The organism is Aliiroseovarius sp. YM-037 (assembly GCF_048060095.1).
In the GTDB taxonomy this organism is placed as follows: domain Bacteria; phylum Pseudomonadota; class Alphaproteobacteria; order Rhodobacterales; family Rhodobacteraceae; genus JBLUOA01.
The window spans coordinates 1,226,227-1,244,836 of record NZ_JBLUOA010000001.1 but is presented as its reverse complement, the minus strand read 5'-3'; the positions used below and the strand labels follow the sequence as shown (position 1 = coordinate 1,244,836).

23 protein-coding genes and 1 tRNA gene are annotated in these 18,610 nt (G+C 57.9%); 13 read left to right on the top strand and 11 right to left on the bottom strand.

From position 1 onward, the window contains the following. Nucleotides 1–59 precede the first annotated feature (59 nt). On the bottom strand, nucleotides 60–575 hold the full coding sequence (locus ACEWPJ_RS06115; protein WP_416511712.1) for a MarR family winged helix-turn-helix transcriptional regulator: 516 nt from the start codon (nucleotides 573–575) through the stop codon (nucleotides 60–62). 58 nt (nucleotides 576–633) lie between these two features. Here ACEWPJ_RS06115 and ACEWPJ_RS06110 point away from each other — a divergent pair, with 58 nt between their 5' ends. From ACEWPJ_RS06110 to ACEWPJ_RS06095, 4 genes are all read left to right on the top strand, one after another. Further along, the gene (locus ACEWPJ_RS06110; RefSeq protein WP_416511711.1) at nucleotides 634–849 is read left to right on the top strand and encodes a DUF1127 domain-containing protein; all 216 of its coding nucleotides are present in this window, start codon (nucleotides 634–636) and stop codon (nucleotides 847–849) included. Nucleotides 850–869: 20 nt separating this feature from the next. Beyond that, entirely contained in the window at nucleotides 870–1,760 is an 891-nt protein-coding gene (locus ACEWPJ_RS06105; RefSeq protein ID WP_416511709.1) for an EamA family transporter, read from the top strand. Nucleotides 1,761–1,785: 25 nt separating this feature from the next. Next, a complete protein-coding gene (locus ACEWPJ_RS06100; protein WP_416511708.1) occupies nucleotides 1,786–2,343 on the top strand; it encodes an NADPH-dependent FMN reductase in 558 nt (185 codons plus the stop codon). 183 nt (nucleotides 2,344–2,526) lie between these two features. Continuing rightward, on the top strand, nucleotides 2,527–2,898 hold the full coding sequence (locus ACEWPJ_RS06095) for a hypothetical protein (RefSeq protein WP_416511706.1): 372 nt from the start codon (nucleotides 2,527–2,529) through the stop codon (nucleotides 2,896–2,898). Nucleotides 2,899–3,233: 335 nt separating this feature from the next. Here the strand turns inward: ACEWPJ_RS06095 and ACEWPJ_RS06090 are convergent, their stop codons facing one another. Continuing rightward, complete coding sequence (locus ACEWPJ_RS06090) at nucleotides 3,234–4,139, bottom strand: DUF4261 domain-containing protein (protein WP_416511704.1); 906 nt, start codon at nucleotides 4,137–4,139, stop codon at nucleotides 3,234–3,236. Beyond that, nucleotides 4,136–4,594 (bottom strand): tellurite resistance TerB family protein, encoded by a 459-nt coding sequence (locus ACEWPJ_RS06085; protein WP_416511702.1) that lies wholly within the window; start codon nucleotides 4,592–4,594, stop codon nucleotides 4,136–4,138. The genes ACEWPJ_RS06090 and ACEWPJ_RS06085 overlap by 4 nt, the downstream gene beginning before the upstream one ends. Nucleotides 4,595–4,910: 316 nt before the next feature. Here ACEWPJ_RS06085 and ACEWPJ_RS06080 point away from each other — a divergent pair, with 316 nt between their 5' ends. Beyond that, nucleotides 4,911–5,567: a ClpP family protease gene (locus ACEWPJ_RS06080; RefSeq protein ID WP_416511701.1), complete on the top strand. Its 657-nt coding sequence runs from the start codon at nucleotides 4,911–4,913 to the stop codon at nucleotides 5,565–5,567. A gap of 142 nt (nucleotides 5,568–5,709) precedes the next feature. Here ACEWPJ_RS06080 and ACEWPJ_RS06075 read toward each other — a convergent pair whose 3' ends face one another. After that, nucleotides 5,710–6,399 (bottom strand): MOSC domain-containing protein, encoded by a 690-nt coding sequence (locus ACEWPJ_RS06075; RefSeq protein ID WP_416511699.1) that lies wholly within the window; start codon nucleotides 6,397–6,399, stop codon nucleotides 5,710–5,712. Then, nucleotides 6,396–6,938 carry a MarR family winged helix-turn-helix transcriptional regulator gene (locus ACEWPJ_RS06070; RefSeq protein ID WP_416511698.1) on the bottom strand — a complete coding sequence of 181 codons (543 nt, stop codon included), beginning with the start codon at nucleotides 6,936–6,938 and terminating at the stop codon, nucleotides 6,396–6,398. The genes ACEWPJ_RS06075 and ACEWPJ_RS06070 overlap by 4 nt, the downstream gene beginning before the upstream one ends. 91 nt (nucleotides 6,939–7,029) lie before the next feature. Here ACEWPJ_RS06070 and ACEWPJ_RS06065 point away from each other — a divergent pair, with 91 nt between their 5' ends. Next, nucleotides 7,030–7,788 (top strand): hypothetical protein, encoded by a 759-nt coding sequence (locus ACEWPJ_RS06065; protein ID WP_416511697.1) that lies wholly within the window; start codon nucleotides 7,030–7,032, stop codon nucleotides 7,786–7,788. A 235-nt stretch (nucleotides 7,789–8,023) separates the two neighbouring features. Then, nucleotides 8,024–9,019 (top strand): GlxA family transcriptional regulator, encoded by a 996-nt coding sequence (locus tag ACEWPJ_RS06060; protein WP_416511696.1) that lies wholly within the window; start codon nucleotides 8,024–8,026, stop codon nucleotides 9,017–9,019. A gap of 97 nt (nucleotides 9,020–9,116) precedes the next feature. Here the strand turns inward: ACEWPJ_RS06060 and ACEWPJ_RS06055 are convergent, their stop codons facing one another. Both ACEWPJ_RS06055 and ACEWPJ_RS06050 read right to left on the bottom strand, forming a co-directional pair. After that, nucleotides 9,117–9,689 (bottom strand): YceI family protein, encoded by a 573-nt coding sequence (locus tag ACEWPJ_RS06055; RefSeq protein ID WP_416511695.1) that lies wholly within the window; start codon nucleotides 9,687–9,689, stop codon nucleotides 9,117–9,119. A gap of 165 nt (nucleotides 9,690–9,854) precedes the next feature. Next, nucleotides 9,855–10,493: a hypothetical protein gene (locus ACEWPJ_RS06050; protein WP_416511694.1), complete on the bottom strand. Its 639-nt coding sequence runs from the start codon at nucleotides 10,491–10,493 to the stop codon at nucleotides 9,855–9,857. A gap of 246 nt (nucleotides 10,494–10,739) precedes the next feature. Between ACEWPJ_RS06050 and rpsF the strand changes: the two genes are divergently transcribed. From rpsF to rplI, 3 genes are read left to right on the top strand one after another with little or no spacing between them, the layout of a single operon-like run. After that, on the top strand, nucleotides 10,740–11,093 hold the full coding sequence (gene rpsF / locus ACEWPJ_RS06045) for a 30S ribosomal protein S6 (protein ID WP_416511692.1): 354 nt from the start codon (nucleotides 10,740–10,742) through the stop codon (nucleotides 11,091–11,093). A 26-nt stretch (nucleotides 11,094–11,119) separates the two neighbouring features. After that, entirely contained in the window at nucleotides 11,120–11,347 is a 228-nt protein-coding gene (gene rpsR / locus ACEWPJ_RS06040) for a 30S ribosomal protein S18 (RefSeq protein WP_039018159.1), read from the top strand. A gap of 12 nt (nucleotides 11,348–11,359) precedes the next feature. Then, nucleotides 11,360–12,016, top strand: a complete 657-nt coding sequence (rplI, locus tag ACEWPJ_RS06035; protein WP_416511690.1) for a 50S ribosomal protein L9 — start codon at nucleotides 11,360–11,362, stop codon at nucleotides 12,014–12,016. 77 nt (nucleotides 12,017–12,093) lie between these two features. On the opposite strand, the gene ACEWPJ_RS06030 is transcribed toward rplI, so the two are convergent. The 3 genes from ACEWPJ_RS06030 to ACEWPJ_RS06020 all read right to left on the bottom strand — a co-directional run bounded on the left by ACEWPJ_RS06030 (nucleotide 12,094) and on the right by ACEWPJ_RS06020 (nucleotide 14,205). Then, nucleotides 12,094–12,468: a GFA family protein gene (locus tag ACEWPJ_RS06030; RefSeq protein ID WP_416511689.1), complete on the bottom strand. Its 375-nt coding sequence runs from the start codon at nucleotides 12,466–12,468 to the stop codon at nucleotides 12,094–12,096. A 142-nt stretch (nucleotides 12,469–12,610) separates the two neighbouring features. Beyond that, complete coding sequence (tig, locus tag ACEWPJ_RS06025; RefSeq protein WP_416511687.1) at nucleotides 12,611–13,942, bottom strand: trigger factor; 1,332 nt, start codon at nucleotides 13,940–13,942, stop codon at nucleotides 12,611–12,613. A 178-nt stretch (nucleotides 13,943–14,120) separates the two neighbouring features. After that, nucleotides 14,121–14,205 (bottom strand) — tRNA-Leu (locus tag ACEWPJ_RS06020). A gap of 152 nt (nucleotides 14,206–14,357) precedes the next feature. Between ACEWPJ_RS06020 and ACEWPJ_RS06015 the strand changes: the two genes are divergently transcribed. Continuing rightward, nucleotides 14,358–14,846, top strand: a complete 489-nt coding sequence (locus ACEWPJ_RS06015; protein ID WP_416511685.1) for a Hint domain-containing protein — start codon at nucleotides 14,358–14,360, stop codon at nucleotides 14,844–14,846. A gap of 8 nt (nucleotides 14,847–14,854) precedes the next feature. Here the strand turns inward: ACEWPJ_RS06015 and ACEWPJ_RS06010 are convergent, their stop codons facing one another. Next, nucleotides 14,855–16,558 (bottom strand): NAD(P)H-hydrate dehydratase, encoded by a 1,704-nt coding sequence (locus ACEWPJ_RS06010; RefSeq protein ID WP_416511683.1) that lies wholly within the window; start codon nucleotides 16,556–16,558, stop codon nucleotides 14,855–14,857. A gap of 170 nt (nucleotides 16,559–16,728) precedes the next feature. Between ACEWPJ_RS06010 and ACEWPJ_RS06005 the strand changes: the two genes are divergently transcribed. Next, nucleotides 16,729–17,067 carry a P-II family nitrogen regulator gene (locus tag ACEWPJ_RS06005; RefSeq protein WP_416511681.1) on the top strand — a complete coding sequence of 113 codons (339 nt, stop codon included), beginning with the start codon at nucleotides 16,729–16,731 and terminating at the stop codon, nucleotides 17,065–17,067. 57 nt (nucleotides 17,068–17,124) lie between these two features. Continuing rightward, complete coding sequence (gene glnA / locus ACEWPJ_RS06000) at nucleotides 17,125–18,531, top strand: type I glutamate--ammonia ligase (RefSeq protein ID WP_416511680.1); 1,407 nt, start codon at nucleotides 17,125–17,127, stop codon at nucleotides 18,529–18,531. Nucleotides 18,532–18,610: the final 79 nt, after the last annotated feature.

Genomic DNA, 18,610 nt, shown 5'->3' with positions numbered 1-18,610 from the left:
ACGGTCAAAACTCAACCCTTTGTGGCACCTGCGATATCGACCGTTTGCTGCGATCACCCTCAATCATTTTCGTGTTCCGCCGCCTGCATCAGCTTGCGCAAAGCCGAATCGAGTTGTTCGATCTCGCCCTCCGACAGGACTGACAACAGCAATTTCTGCCGCACGACGTGATCCGCGATTGCGGCTTCGATCAATTCGAATCCCTTGACGGTCAGTTCGACAACGGCCCGGCGGGCGTCCTTCGGATCGGTCGTGCGTTTGACCAACCCTGCCTTGGCTAGCTGCTCAATCCGGTTGGTCATGGTGCCGGAGGTGATCATCATCGAGGCCATCAAGTCACCGGGTGACAGAGCGTGTGGTGGGTCAGACCTGCGCAGTGTCGCCAGCACGTCGAACCCGGCGGCATTCAGTCCATATTTCCCGAAAGTCTCGCCCATGCGCCGTGCATTGTGGTGGAACACGCGCGACAGCCGCCCGACCGGCCCCATCGCCGTCACGTCTAGATCGGGCCGGGCCTGCTGCCATTGCACCAGGATTTTGTCCACAGCGTCCATGAAGACGAGGGTAACGGGCATATATCTTGACCTCAAGAGAAATAATATTATCTTGATGTCAAGATAAAGGAGAAAACAGATGTATGCACAACATACAACACATCAAACTACGTCCGCATCACAACGCAATTCACATCCCATGATAGGGAGCACGCTGCAGAAGATCCTGCACCGCTGGCTTCGTAATCATACGACCCGCCAGAACCTTGCCAGGCTTACATCCGAGGGCTTCGACGATATCGGCCTGACCCAGGCAGAGCGTGCCGAAGAAATCTCCAAGCCTTTCTCGCGTTAATGCAACGGAGAAAAACTGTCATGTCCCGCACCATCGACCTCATTCTGACGGCGCTCGCCCCGGCGATCTGGGGCAGCACCTATATCATCACGACCGAACTGCTGCCGGACGGCTACCCGTTGACGGCGGCGATGCTGCGGGCGCTGCCTGCGGGCCTCCTCCTGTTGCTTTTTACGCAAGTGCTGCCGCAGGGAAAATGGCTGATCCGATCGTTCGTTCTCGGGGCGCTGAACTTCTCGATTTTCTGGTGGCTACTTTTCGTCGCCGCCTACCAGTTGCCCGGCGGTGTTGCCGCCACGGTGGGGGCGATCCAACCCCTGATCGTGCTCTATCTCGCGAAACTGTTTCTGGACCAGAACATCCGACCGGCGGCAGTGATCGCCGGGGTCGGTGGTATCCTCGGCGTGGCACTGCTGGTCCTTACGCCGCGTGCCGCACTGGACTGGGTGGGCATTCTGGCCGCGCTTGGCGGCGCGATCTCGATGGCCTTCGGCACTGTGCTGACGCGGAAATGGCAACCGCCGGTCCCCGCCCTGACCTTCACGTCCTGGCAGTTGACGGCGGGCGGGCTGCTCTTGCTACCGGTCGCGCTCTGGGCAGAACCGACCCTGCCGCCGCTCGATACCGGCGCGGTGCTCGGTTTCACCTATCTCGGCCTCATCGGCGGCGCCTTGACCTACTTCTTCTGGTTCCGCGGCATCGCCCGGCTCGGGCCCTCGACGGTCGCTCCGCTCGGGCTTCTCAGCCCCGTCGCCGCGACACTGCTCGGTCTCGGCATCCTCGGTGAAACGCTCAGCCCGTTTCAGACCGCTGGCATGGCCCTCGTCCTCGTCAGCGTCTGGCTCGGCCAACACGCGCAACGGGGCGCACCTACCCCTGCCCCACAGGCCCCGGCAGCGCCCCAAGCCTGAACATCTGAATGGAAAGGAAGACGACATGACACAGATGAACCTTCTTCTCATATCGGGATCGCTGCGCGGCGGTTCCTACAACCGCAAACTCGTCATCGAGGCCGCGGGGTTCTTCGATGGTAACCCCGTCATGGCCGATCTCGACCTGCCGCTCTACAACGGCGATGTCGAAGACCGGACCGGCGTTCCAGCCAAGGTTCAACTGCTACGCGACCAGATCGCCGCTGCCGACGCGGTCGCGATCTCGACCCCGGAATACAACCAGTCGCTATCCGACGTTCTCAAGAACGCGCTCGACTGGGTGAGTCGGGTCGACGGAAACCCTTGGGCGGACAAGCCCGTCGCGATCATGTCAGCGGCTGCGGGTCGCTCCGGCGGCGCGAGGGCGCAATATGCGCTGCGTCTCTCGCTCAACCCGTTTCAGCCGAGGCTTCTGACCGGACCGGAGGTCATGATCGCAAGGCCGGACGGCGAGTTCGACGCCAAGGGCCAATTGACCGGCGAACTTTATCGCGATGCCCTGTCTGCCCTCATGGCAAAACTCAAGGCAGAGACCAGCTGTGTCGCACTGATGGCCGCCTGACCCTCTCGGCCCGGGACCTCCACTCAATCGAAAGAAGACACCAAATGACCCATCACAGCTTTACACTCCCCGAACGTGCAGGATCGGCACCCTCCATCGACGGCCCGAACCCGCACACTCAAATTTCGCAGAACGCGCCAGAGGGCTTGTAGGAAACCCTGTTCGACCGTGCCGCGGGGTTTCTTGCTCTCCGATGACCATGCGAACGGACCGGCCAAGGCGTTCCAGAAGGGCCCGGAGTTCGCACATATCCATCCTATCCATGACGGCAGTTTCCACATGACGCTGCCCGAACACGTCGCGCAGGAAGCTTATGCGAAAGGCTGGGGCGAGCCGCATCCGAAAAGCGGCACACCGCTGATCTTCGGTCCGCGCGACGATGCGGAACTTGATGTCGTCTGGACGCTGCTGCTTGAATCCTGGCGCTTCGCGACGGGATGGCAAGGCGACGATGACGGGACCGCACACGACCCGCTTTCGTATCCCGACATCGCGCGCACGGACCGGACCCAACTGGCGGACCTGCCCTTCGATCCGGCGCGGGTGCTGGCGTAGTTATATCAGGCGTCTGGCTGGCTGAACATCAGGGAGAAGGAAGGTCTCAAGACTACTTAAAATTTCAACAAGACATTCACGACACAGTTATGGGCCTCCGCTGGAGACAAAACGTTGAGTCCGAATTCAAATCCGGAACGTGCGTTCCCGTACGGTGAGAAGAATGCAAATCGCCTGAAGCGGTGATCGACGCTCATCTCGCTGACGCGGGGGGGACATCGGCAAGACAAAAGACCAGGTGCTGCGAAAATCAAGACGTTGGAGTTCTCTACGAGGCAGTATGAGGACATCGATGCCCCGAAGTTGCGTTGCGCTGGAGCGCTCACTCGACTCGCCTATGCCTGGTGATACCGAGCTTTGCTCGGACGCTTGCCGAATTTAGCTACTTCATCAACCGGGCTATCAGGATGCAGCAAGACAAATACGTCGCCAGGTGAATCATCGGGGTTACGCGGCTGACGTAAGACATATCTCACACCCTCCTCAACCCCGACGGTATTGCCGTCCTCGTAGACGCTACCGCCTTGCAACGGCATCCAAGCTGCTGCAGCCAACATTTGAATAACATCGGTTGGTTTTATAGGTGCCGCTTCGATCTGAAGTTCGTAGGGCAGGAATTGCTTTAGACCTGTCGTATAACCAACGGCAAATTGGCTCGACCGGTCTGGTCCCGCGTCCCATCCGGCCCGGTAGGACAGCCAAGTCGTAAGTGGCCAGTCGCCGGTCATCGCCTGCTCTGCTGCATTTTGCCAATGATCAGGCGATACCAAATGAGCGCCCCATTTTATGTAGATACCCAATGTGATCGGCAATTGCGCAAACACAGCAGTCACAGCGTTCAGCAACCGCGCCGCCCGGAACCGCGCGGCGAGAGAACCGTTAACTGCCTTCACCGAAACATTGAGATAGCTTTGGTGTTTAGCCAAAGCTTCTTTCCCAAACCCGCCGGAACGCCAGATCGTTTCCGTGTGGTCAGCGTTGCGGAATTCTTCATCCGGAAAGCCAATGCCGATCATTTGAATCATCTGGCCGTCATGCGCCTCTACGGGTTCCAACGCGGCAAGAATGGGATTGTCTGTTTTCAGAGAATTAGAAGGGTTTATTCCAACATCTTTGATCTGGCAGGTCGGGAAATCTTCGTTGACCGCGGCAACGATCTCATCCAACTCAAACTGCAACGGCTCACTGAATAATATGTCGACCGAAAAATTGAGATCTTGGTCTTTCCCGTCGGTCGTCATGCACTTACGCTTTCCGGAGCCCGCTGCAGCATCGAAATTACATCAAACATCACAAAGAATGTACTTTCCGGGATTTCAAATTGCTGGCCAAGAACGAGCAGCGCTTTGCGCTCACCTTCGTCGACGCGCCCGTCGGCAATCGCGATGCGCATCGCGAACAATACGGCGGTCTCGCGCATGGGCATGGTCAGCTGACCTTTTGTCCGATCGATCATGGCTTGTATGTCACTGGATTGCAGTTCTCCGAGGACATCTTTGATCATGGCCAAAACCGTATCCGGGGACTGCCTCGCAAAGATAGGGCTGAAGCTGCATAAGTTGGCGAGTTGCGCCAGTTCACTATCATCGACGCTTCCATCCGAAATCATGGTCATCACCGACGGAACCAATACGGCCTTGGCAAGAGTGTCATTGGCAGAAGGGGCAGATTTGCGAAGTTTGGAGAAGAGGCCCATGGTCGATTTCCTATGCTGGGTGTGGTGTCAAATTAAGCGCAACTCGTGCATGCTTAGTTGCCCGAGAATGTGTCAGGTTTCAGACATTGTTGTGGAAAGACGGGGGGCGAGGAACGCTATGGGTAGGCAGTCTATTTCTCCGTCCGACAAGATAATAGGTCGAACCGCAATATTGCCATATTCGCAGCTTAATTTCGGCAGCTTTTGCTAGTTAACTTGAGGCTTCAAAAAATCAGAACCCGAACCGAAATACTTGGCTTAACAGTGCTGTAGAATAGCGATTTTCGGGAATCTGTTCCTCTAGGTGGTGGAGTCGATGAAAAAATTTACAGTAGCCCTTGCTTTTATGCTTCTCGGCATAGTCACCATCAACTGGTTTGTCGGGGAAACGTCCACCGCGATGGCAGCCATGGAGCCGTCTGACGTTGAGGAGGAGGAGCAGGACAACCTCAAATGCACCGGGAAGCATAGGCGTTTCGTCCTCGACAGCGCGATCGAGTGGGGGCTCACCGGCGAAATCTTCAATACGGTTATCCCCTGCCTCGAAGGGGGTTATTCTCAGGAAATCGTCATCAACTCACCCGGCGGCAGCCCCACAACAGCCCATGGAATCTACGAGGCACTCCGGCTTGTGGACACTGAGAATAGATTGACCACCACAGTTTATGGCAGCGCCCATTCGGCGGCCATGTACGTATTTCTGGCTGGCGCGAACCGGAACATAAGCTGTAGCAGCACGATGCAGATTCATCCGGTCACGCTCAGGGTGATAACCAGTTCAAACGACCGGACCGAACTCGACAGCTTTCCCGAACGGTGGGAAAAGACCGAAGCACGCTCGGTCAGCATTCTGGCCCGCCGCACAAATCTGACCGAAGCCGACGTCCGCGAGCTTAAGCTCGGGCACCGCTTGCTCTCGGCCGAAGATGCTCTGGAACATGGCATCGCCACCGAGGTCATCGGCTGTGTGTAAGAGACCTACTTAGATAGGGGGTGTATCCCCTCAGCTTACGCCGTTCAAAAGCAGCATGGCAGGCAGCCAACCGATGAGAATTCCGGTGATCATCGTGGTTCACGCCAGCACTTGACCGGCGGCCGCCGCGGTTCACCGCAACTCAGAAACCGAGCCGTTTGCTAGTATCCTCATCAAGTGTGCCATCAGCCATCCGGGCGAATGCGGTTCGCCATCCGGTTGCAAGCTCTGGCATGTCTCCTAAGACAGCAGCGTCGGCAGGGCTAACTCGTTTGGTTAGCCGTAGGTGGGTCACCTCGGCGACTGACCATTTCGGCTGAGGCCGCTCAATCAGGGAGATTTGATCACCGACCGCAACCTTTCCTACTTCCAGAACCCGGTAGTACCAGCCCGTCCTGCGGGTCTTTTGGAACTGATAGGCCATGTTGTCGTGGCCGGTATGTGCGTTCAGTTTCCAGCATGGTTGCCGTCCCTGACTCACCTGAACCAGAGCTCTTCCCAAGCGGAATATGTCGCCTATGCAGACGTCTTCCTCCACAAGTCCGACTGTTGATATGTTTTCACCGAAGGCGGCGGGATGGGTGCCCGGCTTCATCAACCCTTCCGCCTGCCATGCGGCATAGTGGTCACCTGCGTAGTGATGAACCGCCTTCTCCGCCCCGCCATGCACCGCCAGATCAGCCTGCTGGTCGTTCTCAAACCCATGCAGCCCCAACGATTGCGGCGCGTCCACAGCCGACTTGTGAATGGCGGATGGTGGGCGTCCCGGCCATCGGGCCGTGGCCCGCCCCACGAACACCCCCTGCACCACGTATTCCGATGCCTTGGTCATTGCGGCACCTGTTCATGACAGATCTGGCTGATCTCGTGAGGGAGTAGCGCCACCTGCAATAGCTTGCAGTGGCCTCCCAAGTTTTGCGCCTGGAAATGTTGGCATGTCCTGCAAATCCCGAATGGCTTTGATCCGTTCTGCCTTGTAGCGGCCCCCAGAACGTTCTGCAGCGTTTCGGCAAGGCGGATCACCTCGCGATCCGGTAGCCCGTCAAGAGAGGACCGCAAAAGCGAGTGTTGAGAGGTGACCTCGCGCCCGGCATCGGTCAGTTCGTAGCTGATGGAGCGTTTGTCAGCCGTCGCAGGCTCTTCTGCCACATATCCCTTTCGTACCAACGCCTTGAGCGTCTGAGAGGTCGTGCCACGTGTCGATCCAAGGAAGTCGGCAACATGCGAGGGCGATCGGGAAAACCGATTTGCTTTGGCAAGATAGTCCAGCGCCGCCCGCTGCGCAGGGTTCAGATCGCCAGTCCAGCCATCGGCGGCTTCCAGTCGGGCAAGGCGGGTGATGAGCGCACGGGTCTGATCTGTTAGGTTCATGGAGGTACGATAGCGACTCGAAATTATTATTGCAATAATAGCGACTCGCTACTATAAAGAAACACCTCAATTCCATCGAAGGAGCCAACCCATGTTCAAGCCAACCCTCCCGATCCTCACCCTGCTGCTGATACCGCCAGCCGCGCTGGCCGATGACAGCCATGCAGACCATGCCATCAGCCAGGACGGCGCAGTCCTTTCGCCGGCTGACGAAGTGATCGTCGCGCCGTTCGACATTCTCGCCGCACACGCGCATCGCAGCGCCAATCAGGTGACGTTCCACATGACGACAAACGGCGTTGCTGGAGCCGAGACGCCCGACCCGACGGGCGCCGTGGGTGGTGCGCCGGTTCAATCTTACGTCTGGCCGACATCGCTTGACCCCTCCGCCGTCGGGTTTGAAGGCGAAACCGGCATTCTTGCGCTGGCCGCGACCAGCCATCCTGATTTTGACGACACCCCTCTTGTCGATGAGGATCGGGACGGCGACCCCTCCAACGATGGCTTGATCTGGCATAGCCACTGGGTTGTGCTGACCCCGACAGAAGCCTGCGGTGACGGCGCGTTGGCCGTGCGGGACATTCCGGAAGGTGAAACACCCCGTATGCCCGCCACTTGGCCGGGCCTGCCGATTTTCCTCGATAGCCCCGGATTCACACCGCTGTTCGACGGGCCAGAGATCAGCGTGACCGTCGGATTCTCCAGCAACGTAGCACTTGAGGGCGTTGGGTATGACGGCGTCACCGCCGCCTTGCGGGTCAACGCAAATATCCATGCGCCGCTTTTATGCGTCACAGATGTTTTTGATGTCGCATCGGGTGATCTGAGCCTGCCCGGCGTGCTACAGTAAATTGTGAAACGGTGCTGGGCGTAATAAAATGCGCCTGCCTAAACGTGCGGAAAAAACATGCGCCTAGACGAACTAACAGCGTAGGTGAGCTGGCGAGTTCTAATGCCTGACTGTTCGGTTAGGCTTTCGGTGAACGGCCCCCGACAAGCAGCCAATCGGCCGATGTGGAAGATGCCAACCGAACCGGCTAGAATAGCGGCAGCAACCTCTAACAACGGCGGATCAGACCACCACAATGACGCGCGAAAATGTACCGGTTGGCGCTGCCTTCTTCCCGGTTTCGACACCGGTTGAGACGCGGTCGTTCCAGTTCCTGTTGTTGCCGGAGTTCACGCTGTCGGCGTTTTCTTCTGCGGTCGACACGCTTCGGATCGCCAATCAACTTTCGCAACAACCTCTGTTCGCATGGACGGTCCTTTCGGAAAACGGACGTGCCGTCGCGGCGTCCTGCGGCGTAGAGGTCGCGGCGAGCGGATCGTTGGGGGATCGCAGCAAATCCGACTACATCATCATTTGTTCCGGCAACAACGGCGCAGCGGCCGCTTCGGACAAGACGATCACCGAAATCCGCAAACACGCACGGTTCGGTGGCAAATACGGAAGCGTTTGCACCGGCGCCACGACACTTGCGCGGGCCGGATTGTTGAACAACAGACGTTTTACCCTTCACTGGGAAAACCAACCTGCGTTTCGGGAAATGTTCCCCAACCTTGATCCCAGCCTGAACAATTTCGAAGTCGACGACGATCTGATAACCAGCGGCGGAGGGGCCGCGGCGGGCGATATGATGATCGACTTCATCGAAAAGTCGTTCGGCCAGTATTTCGCCCACATGGTCGCGGATATGAGCCTTCGAGGTGCCGGAAAACCCCAAGGGCAGCCACAGCGATCTTCCGTCGCACTATCGCTCAGCACCCGAAATCAACGCCTGATCGACATCGTCATGGCAATGCAGGAAAATATTGAAACGCCCTACTCCATCGACGACCTGGCGGAAATGACAGGATATTCCCGTCGGCAAATCGAACGGCAATTCCAAATCCACATGAATTCGACGCCCTATGCGTTCTACAAGAATCTCAGACTGGATCGGGCAAGAAGCCTGATGGTTGAGACGAATTTGTCGGTATCCGAGATCGCGGCGGCAACGGGGTTCGTGTCACCTTCGCACTTTTCGCAGTTGTTCAAGCAACGGTTCGGCAGTTCACCTGCGAAGCTGCGCCCCCGTTGAACCTGTGACGACCGATCCGCGGATCAACAACATCGCAAACACACAAAAAACCGCCCGAAGTTTCCCTCGGACGGCTGTTATCGGAAGTCCGGTCAACTCACTCGGCGGCGCCGGCTTCGATTGAGATCATGACTTCGACCTCGTCCGATACGAACGGCGCGAATTTGCCAAGTTCGTAGTCGCTGCGCAACAGGGTCGTCGTCGCGTCGAACCCGGCCCAGGCTTTGCCCGCTTGCGGGTGCTCTCCGGCCTGATTCAACTTTGCATCCAGCACGACCTCTTTCGTTACGCCGTTCAGCGTCAGATCGCCGGTGATCTCTGCGGTGTCTTCGCCAGTGACGTTGATGCCCGTGGAAGTGAAGGTTATGACCTCGTCCTCATCTGCACCGAAGAAATCTTCGGACATGAAGTGCTCGAACCGCTTTTCCCAGCCGGTGAACATGCTGCGCGCCGGCATCGTTACACTGACCGAGGAGTTTTCGGGCGCCTCCTGATCGAACATGACCTCACCCTCAAATCCTGAGAACATGCCGTAGGTCGTCGAAAAGCCGAGGTGGTTATAGGTAAACACGATCTGGCTATGGCTCGGGTCGAGGTTGTATTTCGCGGGCTCAGCTGCGGCGAAGGTTGCAACGGTCGCAAGACCGGCGGCAAGAAGCAGAGATTTCATATCGAAGGTTCCTTTGGGTTGTAGATCATCCCGACCAATCGACCAATCCGAGCCTCCAAAAGCAATTCCCCAATGATCAACACCTCGTGTTCGGCGATGAACAGCCCACCAACAAAATAGGCGGCCCGCTTTCGCGAGCCGCCTCACCCAGTCCGGTTGGTTTTGTCAGGCTGGTAGGCCTGCTCCATCCGGCGTAGTAATTCCTTCTGGCGTTTTGCGCGCTTGTCCTTCGCGGCGCATCACGTTGGCGATCGGTGCCAAATCCTTGGTCAGTCGGTCTTTCAGGGCGCGAAGCTCATCCTTCGATGCCCGCGCGGCGACAATCGCTTGTTCGCTTTCACCTATCCGCAGCATCAACGCGCTCATGCGGTCTTCGGTTCCATCATTTGTCACAAAAACTTCGCCGATGTCGCTGAACTCATGCCGGCGGTGCAGGCGCGACTGGCCTTTATTGTTGCGCAGCATCTCGCGCAGCTCATTTCGGCTGGTGTCGACGTGAAGCTCATACGTGCTGCCAGCAGACGCATACCACAGCAGGAAAACCCCGACACAAACGGCAATGACCGAAGCGACCATCTTGAACAACGCAACGTCGTCGGAAAAGAACGCGCCGGGCAATGCCCAGAACGCAACGGCGGCGCCGACAGCGGCAAGGCCAAGCAAACCAGAAACGGCTTGTTTGATTTGAGTGTGCAGACCCGGCCCGTTATCGGGGCGGATGATATAGCCCCAATAGGTCTCGTCGGTCTGCGCAGCCTCGTTGGGCTGATCCTTTGACATGGCGATGTCGCAATTCGCTGTCATGGTCGGGTTCTCCTCCGTGAACTTCCGCGCAGACTGCATCCGGATCGTGACAAGAATTAGGCACGGCTGCATCAAATTCGCGGCAGCAGCCAGCCCGCGAACAGCGCTTGCAACGTGTCCGGTTGAGGCATATAAGGCCGCGTTCCTTCCGCAGCTAACTTAGAACTGCGCAGCCTCTCGTGGGTGGGTCGCGGACAGGATTGACCCCCGCCCTTTGAAATGCGCTTGAACATGATCGGAGTTCGCATGCCCCTTTATGAGCATGTTATGATTTCGCGCCAGGATCTGTCCGGCGCTCAGGCCGAAGGCCTTATCGAACATTTTGGCACCGTCCTTACGGACAACGGCGGCAAGCTGGTTGACCAGGAATACTGGGGCGTCAAAACGATGGCCTACAAAATCAACAAAAACCGCAAGGGCCACTACGCCTTTCTGAAAACCGATGCTCCGGCACCGGCGATTCAGGAAATGGAACGCCTGATGCGGCTGCATGACGACGTGATGCGCGTCCTGACCATCAAGGTTGATGAGCACGGCGAAGGCCCGTCCGTCCAGATGCAGAAACGCGATGAACGCGACGGCCGTCGCGAACGTCGTTGATCGACTTGAAGAAAGGACAGTAAACCATGGCTTCAAAACCATTTTTTCGCCGTCGTAAGGTCTGCCCCTTCTCGGGCGATAACGCACCTGCGATTGACTATAAAGACACGCGCCTTCTGCAACGCTACATCTCTGAGCGTGGCAAGATCGTGCCGTCCCGTATCACCGCCGTATCAGCGAAAAAGCAGCGCGAACTGGCCCGTGCCATCAAACGCGCTCGCTTCCTCGCCCTGCTGCCCTACGCCGTGAAGTAAGGAGAGAGCATCATGCAAGTTATCCTTCTCGAACGTGTCGCAAAGCTTGGTCAGATGGGCGAAGTGGTGGATGTAAAGTCGGGCTACGCCCGCAACTACCTTCTGCCGCAGAAGAAAGCCCTGTCCGCGTCGAAAGCCAACATCGAGGCTTTTGAAGCGCAAAAAGCCCAGCTTGAGGCGAACAACCTCGAAACCAAGAAAGAGGCTGAATCGCTCGGCGCGAAACTTGACGGTCAGCGTTTTATCGTGATTCGCTCCGCATCGGACTCCGGCGCACTTTACGGCTCTGTCACCACCCGTGACGCAGCCGACTCTGCGACCGAAGCCGGGTTCACCGTGGATCGCAAGCAGGTCGCACTGGCCGCGCCGATCAAGGAACTGGGCATTCACCCCGTTACCGTCACGCTTCACCCCGAAGTTGACGTCACGATTGAGCTGAACGTCGCACGCTCCCCCGAAGAAGCTGAACTGCAAGCCTCCGGCAAATCCATCCAGGAACTCGCCGCTGAGGAAGAAGCAGAAGCTGAATTCGAAATTCAGGAGCTGTTTGACGATATCGGCGCCGCACAGCTTGACGATCTGGCTGAGGAAGCCCCGGCATCCGCCGAAGCGATTGAATCCGCAGAAGAAGCTGGCGAAGACGCATCTGAGGACGAAGACGACAAGTAATCGTCACCTCATCAAAGACCAGAATAGGCCGCGGCGCACCCTGCCCGCGGCCTTTTTCTTTGGTGGTGGGGCGGCGCCTAGCCTTCGTCCCAAGGCAGGCGAGCCTCCTCAAACGCCTTATACTGCGGCTGATAGATCGCCGGATCATCCAGCGACCCAACCATCACGAAAACCGTATCCGCCAACTTCGATGTCGTCTTCAACAGCGGCGATCCGCAATCCTTGCAGAACTTGAAAGCAAGGTCGTTTCCCGCGTCGGAGCGTGCGGTGTAGGTGCCGACAGGCCCAGAGATATTCAGGCCACCAGAGGAAACCGCAAGCTGCGGCAAATGCCCACCGCCCGACACCTTCCTGCAATCGCTGCAATAGCACTGAACGGCGAAGTCTGGCGGCCCAGCGACATCGTATCGGCACGCGCCACATAGGCACCCGCCTTTAAGGGTTTCGGACATCACCAGCCTCCTACCGTTGCTAGGATCAAGTCTAGGCAGAAAGCGCCGCCCGTTCAAATCAGGAGCAACTCCACAAACGAAAACGGGCCGCCCGTGATGGGCAGCCCGCAAACATTCAATCGCAGGGATCGCCGTCGAAGGATTACTCTTCGTCCAGCGCCTCAACAGCTTTTTGAAGGCCCTCTTTAGACACTTCCTTGTCTTTCACTTCGGCCAGTTCAAAGACATAGTCGATCACCTTGTCCTCAAAGATCGGCGCGCGCAGTTGCTGTTGCATCTGCTGGTTCTTCTGGACAAACTCGAAGAACTGACGCTCCTGCCCCGGATACTGCCGGGCCTGCGCCATGATCGCCTGCGTCATTTCCTGATCGCTGACTTCGACTTCGGCCTTCTGGCCCAGTTCGGCCAGCAGCAGCCCAAGACGCACGCGACGCTCGGCAAGCTTCTTATGCTCGTCGGTCGGCTCGATCTCCGGGTGGTCGTGGCCTTCCACATCCGGGTTTTCCTCGTGCCACAGCTGATGCGCGATCTGCCCGGCCTCGGCATCGACCAGCGACGGCGGCAGGTCGAACTTCACCTTCTTGTCGAGCACATCGAGAAGCTGACGCTTCATCACCGCACGGCTCGCCCCGGCATATTCCGCCTCAAGACGCTCCGCGATCTGCCCCTTCAGGGCTTTCAGATCATCGGCACCGTATTGCTTTGCCAGTTCATCGTCGATCTTGGCCGGCTTCGGCTCTTTCACGGCTTTCACCGTGCAATCGAACACAGCTTCCTTACCGGCAAGGTGTTCTGCGCCGTATTCCTCGGGGAAGGTCACGGTCACGGCAACTTCGTCACCTGCCTTCTGGCCGACCAGTTGTTCTTCAAACCCCGGAATGAAGGAATTGGAGCCGAGCACCAGCGGATAATCCTCTGCCGCGCCGCCTTCGAACAGTTCGCCGTCGACCTTGCCCGCAAAGTCGATCACGATCTGGTCGCCATCCTTGGCTTTGGAACCCTTCTTGCGGTCCTCAAAGTTCTGGGCGGTTTCTGCGAGGTTTTTCAGCGCGTCTTCGACATCATCATCACCGGCCTTCACGACCAGCTTTTCCAGCTTCACGCCTTTCATATCGAGTTCCGGGATCTCTGGCAGCGCCTCATAAGACATCTCGACATTTACGTCGTCGCCTTCTTTCCAGTCCTCGTTGGTCATCTTGACCTCGGGCTGAAGCGCTGGGCGATCACCGGATTCTTCGAAATGCGAGGACATCGCGCCGTCGACAACTTCCTGCATCGCTTCGCCAAGCAAACGCTGGCCGAATTGCTTTTTCAACAGCGCCATCGGCACCTTGCCTTTGCGAAAGCCCTTCATCTCGACTTCGGGCTGCGCCTCGACCAGTTTTTCGTTGACCTTCGCGTCCAGCTCGCTCGCTTCAATGGTGATCGCGTAGCCGCGCTTCAGACCTTCGTTCAGGGTCTCGGTGACCTGCATATTCGTCCTCATCTCTTGGCAATCGCCGCACGTGCGCGCAGCGGTGGAATAAATCATGCGCCCTTCTATTGACGCCCCTGCTGACTTGCAAGACGAAATCCCCCTGTCAAAGCTGGGGAAAACGACAATATCAGGGGATCGGGCGCCGGCGCTGAAACCGATTGTCCCAAGGAGCGGTTGGTGCGGGTGAAGGGACTTGAACCCCCACGCCTTGCGGCGCCAGAACCTAAATCTGGTGCGTCTACCAATTCCGCCACACCCGCATCGCCCCATCGGGCTGCGACCTCATAGCAAAGAGAAACGCGGGATGCGAGCAGAAAAACACCCCGAAATGGGCGGCAGGAAAACCCATTCTCGCCACAATCCGCGCCGATAAATTAACCCAATCAAAACTGGATTGGGCATGGAACCGCAAATGGAACCGAAACAGGATAAAATTGCAGGCAAGGCAACCGCAACCAAGGGGTCAAAGCGATCCGGCGTTGCGCGTCGCACTGAAATCCTGACGCTCGACGGCTGTATCCCGGTTGAGTTTCTGAACTCCGGCGACCGTGTAGTAACGCGCGATCATGGCATCTGCGTGCTGCGCGACATCTCAATCCACTTCGGCCTGACCGCCCCTTATAGAATCGGTGCGGGCACAATGGCGGGCAAACGCCCGACCCGTGATCTGATGGTGGCGTCGGGTCAGCATGTTCTGATCCGCGATTGGCGCGCGCGCATTCTGTTTGACAAACAACAAGCGCTGGTTCCGGTGTCTCGCCTATCCGATGGCACCTATATTTCGGCGGAACCGAGCGCCATTGGCGACCGCTTCTTCGGCCTACATTTCGACGTGAACTGCGTGATCTACGCAAACGGCGTTGAATTGGCGAGCGCGGCGCCGGTTCGGGTCAAAGCGTAACCGAGCCTTTACATCCCCAATTCTCGAAGAACCTCCGGCAACTGCTCTGGCAAATCCTCCGCGATCAAGCCGGGGCCGAAGGTCAGCGCACATTCGACGTGGAGCCATGCCGCCGCCTCAGCCGCTTGCATCGGGGTAAAGCCCCGCGCCAACAGCCCCGTGATAAACCCGGCGAGCACATCCCCCGACCCCGCCGTTGCAAGCCACGGCGCGGACCGATCATAATGGGCAGAATTGATTGAGCATCGTCCATCAGCGTCCGCGATAACCGTATCCGCCCCCTTGAACAGAACAACGCATCCGGCCCGCGCCGCCGCCTCTCTCGTCGCGTCGACCTTGGAATAAGCCGGCCCTTTGGTGGCCGGAGCGTTCAATTTCTCGGCGATGTCGGGGAACAGGCGCGCAAATTCACCCGCATGTGGGATGAGAACGCAGCCTTTGTGAAGCAGTTCGAAGAGAATATTCGGATCATCCGCAAAAGCCGAAAGCGCATCCGCGTCGAGAACGACCCTCCGCCCCGACTTCGCGACCGGGGCACCAAGCGCCACCGGAACCAACTCCCGCGCCCGGTCCATCCCCAAACCCGGCCCAAGGCACAACGCGTTGATCCGGTCGTCCGCCAAAACAGCCGAAAGCGCCGCCGTATCCCCAATCTGCCGAAGCATGATTGCGGTCAACTGGCTCGCGCATTCCGCCTGCGCATCGGGCGGACAACCAACCGTCACAAGCCCCGCACCGATACGAAGCGCGCCACGGGCGGTAAGGCGAGCGGCACCCGTGTGGCCAGGTGGGCCGGAAAGGATCAGGGCGTGGCCGTGGGAATATTTGTGAGACCCAAAACGCAGCTTTCCCAGCGTATCCCGTGAGATTGGATTCCAGCGATACCTTACATCAGACACAAGTGGCTCTTTGCCCACGAGAGTGCACATGGCCAACCGGGGCGGCCGTAATATTCCGCCACGCCGCATTGGTTTGTCCTCGCGTCCCCTAAGTGGCAGCGTGCATCTCCAGCCCATAAGACCGATGTCTTTTATCGCGACCTTTCCGCAAATCGACGGGCCAAGGCCGACAAGATGCCCGATCTTGGGGCTGTCGAAGGCGACTGTCAGAGCCGCCACCGCTGTTTGGCCCCTGAAGTCATACGAGTCCGAAAAGCCCAAAACAAAGCCGCTGTCCAGGCAAAGGCCCGAAGGAGCGTCAATGGCTACCGTGTAAGGCACGTAATTATCCCCATTTCGACCGCTCATGTGCGTGAGGACGTTCCGAGCTTCACCGTCGATCTGCCGCGTCAGTCCAGTACCGAACAACGCATCAACGTAAAGGTCTGCATAGGCGCTGCCGTAGTCGGGATGCTCGGCGCGAAACAAGCACTCGCAGAGAGGCTGCACCTCCCCCATCTCCGCCCAACGCCCATAATTCACCCTCGCATCCGGCGGCAGCTTCTCGGCGTCGCCATAGAGAAACACCTCCACCTCCCAGCCCCACTCCTTCAACAGCCGCGCCACCACGAAACCGTCACCGCCATTGTTCCCCGGCCCGCACAGCACCACCGCGCGGTGAGAGGTTTTGGCAAGCTCCGGCCATTCCTCAAACACTGCTTCGACGACTCCGCGCCCGGCGCGTTCCATCAGTTCCAGCCCTGTGACCTCGCCCGACTCAATCGCGGCCTGTTCGATGGCGCGCATTTGGGCGGCGGTCAGAAGTTCGGTCATGGTTTTGCCTCTCGGTTTTTCAAACTGCACAATTTGTAAGCGCATTGCCTAAAAATTAGGCAACCGCCCAAAAATTCATCGCACGGTCCCGCTCCCGCCACGCTAGCCGATTGTAGCCGCCAAGCGAAAGTGGTCTGACCCCAGTGAAACTTGATAGCAGGGCCTGCACCATGAAAAAGATCGAAGCCATCATCAAACCCTTCAAACTCGACGAAGTGAAAGAAGCGTTGCAGGACGTTGGCGTTCAGGGGCTTTCGGTTGTCGAGGTCAAGGGCTTCGGGCGGCAAAAGGGCCACACGGAACTCTATCGCGGCGCGGAATATGTCGTGGATTTCCTGCCCAAAGTGAAGATTGAAGTCGTCCTAGCCGACGATCAGGTCGATGGCGCGATCGAAGCGATCGTTGCCGCCGCCAAAACTGACAAAATCGGGGACGGCAAGATTTTCGTCGCCCCCGTCGAACAAGCGATCCGCATTCGGACCGGTGAGTCCGGCGAAGACGCATTGTAAACCACGCGCAGGCTGCTTGGCCTGACGATCTCCGGACATAAGCAAAAGGACAGCGAGATGAAGAACGCAGACGTTCTGAAGATGATTAAGGACGAGGACATTGAATATGTCGACGTCCGCTTCACCGACCCGCGGGGCAAGCTACAGCACGTGACTATTGTTGCCGATCTGGTGGACGAGGATTTCCTTGAGGAAGGGTTCATGTTCGACGGCTCCTCCATCGCTGGGTGGAAGTCGATTGAAGCGTCCGACATGAAGCTGATGCTCGACAACAAATCGGCTTATGTCGATCCTTTCTATGCGGAAAAAACGCTGGCTGTGCATTGTTCGGTCGTCGAACCCGACACTGGCGAAGCCTATGACCGCGACCCCCGCGGCACAGCCGAAAAGGCCGAAGCCTACCTCAAATCCTCCGGCATTGGTGACACCGCCTATTTCGGGCCAGAGGCTGAATTCTTCCTGTTTGACGACGTTCGCTTCTCTGTCGAGATGAACAAGGTCAGCTTTGAGGTTGATGCGCAGGATGCGTCTTGGAACACCGACACCGAATACGAGATGGGAAATATGGGCCACCGTCCCGGCATCAAGGGCGGCTATTTCCCGGTAAACCCGATTGATGACGCGCAGGACATCCGGTCGGAAATGCTGAGCACCATGAAGCGTCTGGGCATGAAGGTCGACAAGCACCACCACGAGGTTGCGTCTTGTCAGCATGAGCTGGGCCTGATCTTCGGCACGCTGACCCATCAGGCAGATGAGCTGCAGAAGTATAAATACGTCATCCACAACGTCGCCCACGCCTACGGTAAGACCGCAACCTTCATGCCCAAGCCGATTTCCGGCGACAACGGCACAGGGATGCACGTGAATATGTCGATCTGGAAGGACGGCAAGCCGCTGTTCTCCGGCGACAAATACGCGGATCTCAGCCAAGAGGCGCTATGGTTCATCGGCGGCATTCTGAAGCACGCGAAAACGCTTAACGCGTTTACCAACCCGTCGACCAATAGCTACAAACGCCTGATCCCGGGGTTTGAGGCACCGGTTCTGCGTGCCTATTCCGCGCGCAACCGGTCTGGCTGTGTGCGTATTCCGTGGACGGAAAGCCCGAAGGCAAAACGGGTTGAAGCGCGTTTCCCCGATCCGGCGGCGAACCCGTATCTTTGCTTCGCTGCCCTGCTGATGGCTGGCCTTGACGGCATCAAGAACAAGATCGACCCAGGCCCCGCATCGGACAAAGATCTTTACGATCTGCCGGCCGAAGAGCTGGCTGACATCCCGACCGTTTGTGCAAGCCTTCGCGAAGCGTTGGAAAGCCTTGAGGCCGATCACGACTTCCTTCTGGCGGGCGATGTGTTCACCAAGGATCAGATCGACGGCTACATGGCACTGAAGTGGGATGAGGTTTACGCCTACGAACACACGCCACACCCGATCGAATACAAGCTATACTACAGCTGCTAAGGCTTCTTGTAATTGCATCAGAAAAGGCGTCCTGCAGGGCGCCCTTTTTTTCTTGTCTGTCACTGCAATTCCCGTTTGC